Origin of the sequence: Acinetobacter sp. UNC436CL71CviS28 (genome assembly GCF_000620525.1) — a bacterium.
Lineage (GTDB): Bacteria > Pseudomonadota > Gammaproteobacteria > Pseudomonadales > Moraxellaceae > Acinetobacter > Acinetobacter radioresistens.
In genome coordinates, this window is the sequence record NZ_JIBB01000078.1 from 1 (window position 1) to 2,781 (window position 2,781).

At 29.0% G+C, this 2,781-nt stretch carries 2 protein-coding genes; both read left to right on the top strand.

What is annotated here, in order from left to right; translation table 11 throughout:
• Positions 1–175 precede the first annotated feature (175 nt).
• Positions 176–517 (top strand): DUF192 domain-containing protein, encoded by a 342-nt coding sequence (locus tag N518_RS0115035; RefSeq protein WP_026444473.1) that lies wholly within the window; start codon positions 176–178, stop codon positions 515–517.
• 71 nt (positions 518–588) lie between these two features.
• Positions 589–2,736, top strand: a complete 2,148-nt coding sequence (locus N518_RS0115040) for an AAA family ATPase (RefSeq protein WP_026444474.1) — start codon at positions 589–591, stop codon at positions 2,734–2,736.
• Positions 2,737–2,781 lie beyond the last annotated feature (45 nt).

Sequence of the window (2,781 nt, forward strand, 5' to 3'; positions counted from 1 at the left end):
TCAATTAGGGGCGCTTTGCATTTCAAATCTTTGTGCAACAAAGCCAGTGTTAAGTAAATTAGTCATGACTAAGATAATTTTTTTTGCATGTGACTTGCCACCTGGCTAAAAGGAATAACAGGAATTGAAATTAAAATATGCAGCGTTTATAGCTCTTTTAATAGTAGTGTCTGTTATGGCCTTTAAACAGGTTTATAACCCTTACTTTGATCAAGATAAAGAAGTAAAGACGTTTAGCTTTAATGGAAAAAAATTAACGGCTCTATACCTCTATAGGGAACATGATCAAGAAATAGGTTTTAAAGAAAATCCTTCATTAAAGCCTTTAGTCTTTACATGGAAAAAGCCAATTTATACCTGTTTTAATATGGTCAATGTACCTTATGACTTAGAGATATTTTTCTTTAATGCAGATAAAAAAATTATTGGATCGGCTGTAATGGAAAAGTTTTCCAAAAAGCAGTATTGCCCAAAAGAAAGTATTTTATATGCACTGGAAGTTTTAAAAGAGCATTAAAAATGCCATACCCAATGCTATATTACACTATTGAAAGAATTTAAAAAATTACTTAAAAATTAGGGGTTAAAATGCTTTTAAAGATAGATCACCTTAGCAACTTTGGTATATTTCAAAATTTCATCTGGGATGAAACAGTACTTGATAAGCAATCCAACATTAAGCAATTTAAAAGATTAAATGTCATTTATGCCCGTAATTATTCAGGTAAAACAACACTTTCTCGACTAATGCAATGTATAGAGTTTAAACAAAACAATCCTTACTATAATGGGTGCAGCTATGAATTGAAATTTGAAAATAATCAAAGTTACCTTGCTCATACCATTCAGAATTGTTCTCGTAATGTAAGGGTGTACAACAAGGATTTCGTAGATAATAACTTGGGTTGGGATAAAGACTCTAAGGGCAACATCAAAGCCTTTAGCGTACTGGGACAGGAAAATATCGAAATTGCAAAAATTATAGAAAAAGTAAAATTATATTTAGAGGAAGATATAAATAATCCTGAGACCTTTAGTTATTATATTGCTAAAGCAAACTCAAGACTTATGGAAACAGAAAAAAAAGAAAAGTCTGAGATGAACAAACTAAAAGAAGAATGTGCCAAACATGCAAGACAACTTAAAGAAAATCGAAGTATATATGGTGTTAAAGCCATGTATGAAAGGACTGATCTTGAAAGAGATTTAAGAGAAATTAAACCTCTTTATTATGTCCCCCTGTCTGATGAAATGATCCAAAAACTTGAATTACAGATACAAGATATTGAAAAGTCAGATATTGAAGACATCAAATTAAACTTGATTAATATATCAACAATTTGGCGAAATGTTGAAGCGATTTTGAAAGAGAAAGTGACTCCTAGTCAAATCATTCATGAGTTAGATCAGAATCAGGAATTATCGAATTGGGCATTTAATGGAGTTCAATTGCATAAAATCAATAATTTAGATAACTGTTCCTTTTGTGGTAGCGAAATTAGTACTGATCGTTTATTAAAATTAGATAATTATTTCGATAAAAAAATTTTAGAACTTAGCCAAAAAATTGATGATTTGATTAAACAGATCGAATCTAATAATAAAAAAATTACTAATTTTATTAACCACGAATTGCCGAATAGTGAATTGTTTTATAGAGATTTGCAGAAGGGATATATTGATCATAAGCAAAAATTAGAGCTTGAATTGGCTAAACTATCCAATTTTAATCAACAATTGATTGTTGAGTTAAATAAGAAAAAAAATAAATTACATACATCTATTAAAATTGAAAATTTAAACATATCTGTTGACCAATATAGTAATTTTATAACCGAAGTAGATGGGTATGTTCAGCTTCATAATGCTAGAAATCAAGACTTTATAAAAACCAAAGAGATCGCTCAAAAAAAATTAAAAGATGATAATTTATTCAAATTCCTTCTATATATTGATTATGAGAATACTTCGAAATTAATTAAAAAATGTGTAGAAGAAAAAGAAAAAGCTAAACAGACTCAAAGCACTATTTTAGAAAATCATCAAAAATTTACAGAAGAGTTGGAGGTTCTTAAAACAAAACGTGTGTCCAAAGAATCAGGTCTTTCGCTGGTTAATGAATACTTGAATCGGTACTTTTCTGCTCATCACTTGGAACTAGTTGCCAAAGATAATAATACTTCTTTTAAAATTATAAGACATGGCAAAGAAGCACAGTATTTAAGTGAAGGGGAGTGTAGCCTTATTTCATTTTGCTATTTTATGGCTACGCTGAAAGATGCTGATTTAAAAGAAACAATAGTTTGGATTGATGATCCTATTAGTAGTTTGGATAATAATAATATTTTCTTTGTTTTTGGATTAATTGATTCAGAGCTGTGCAGGCCGAATGAACAAAATGAGGGGAAATATAAACAGTTATTTATTACTACACATAACTTAGAGTTCTTTAAATATTTAAAGAGTATTAAACCTGTAACAAAGCGAAATATTGAATACTTCATCATTGAACGTAATGCTACTGAAAGTCATATCAAACTAATACCAGAACATATAAAAAAGTATTCCACAGAATACCATTACCTTTTTTCCAAAATTTATCAAATTCATAAAATTAGCGAATCTGAAATTAATGAAGATATATCATATAATTTTGGTAATAATTTAAGAAAATTTTTGGAAGTTCACTTAGCCTTTAAGTGTATTAGTTCAGACTTGATCGTACATTCTTCTTGAAAAAGAGAAAGTTACCCGTTTTGATAAAGGTGTCGAAATCTTAAT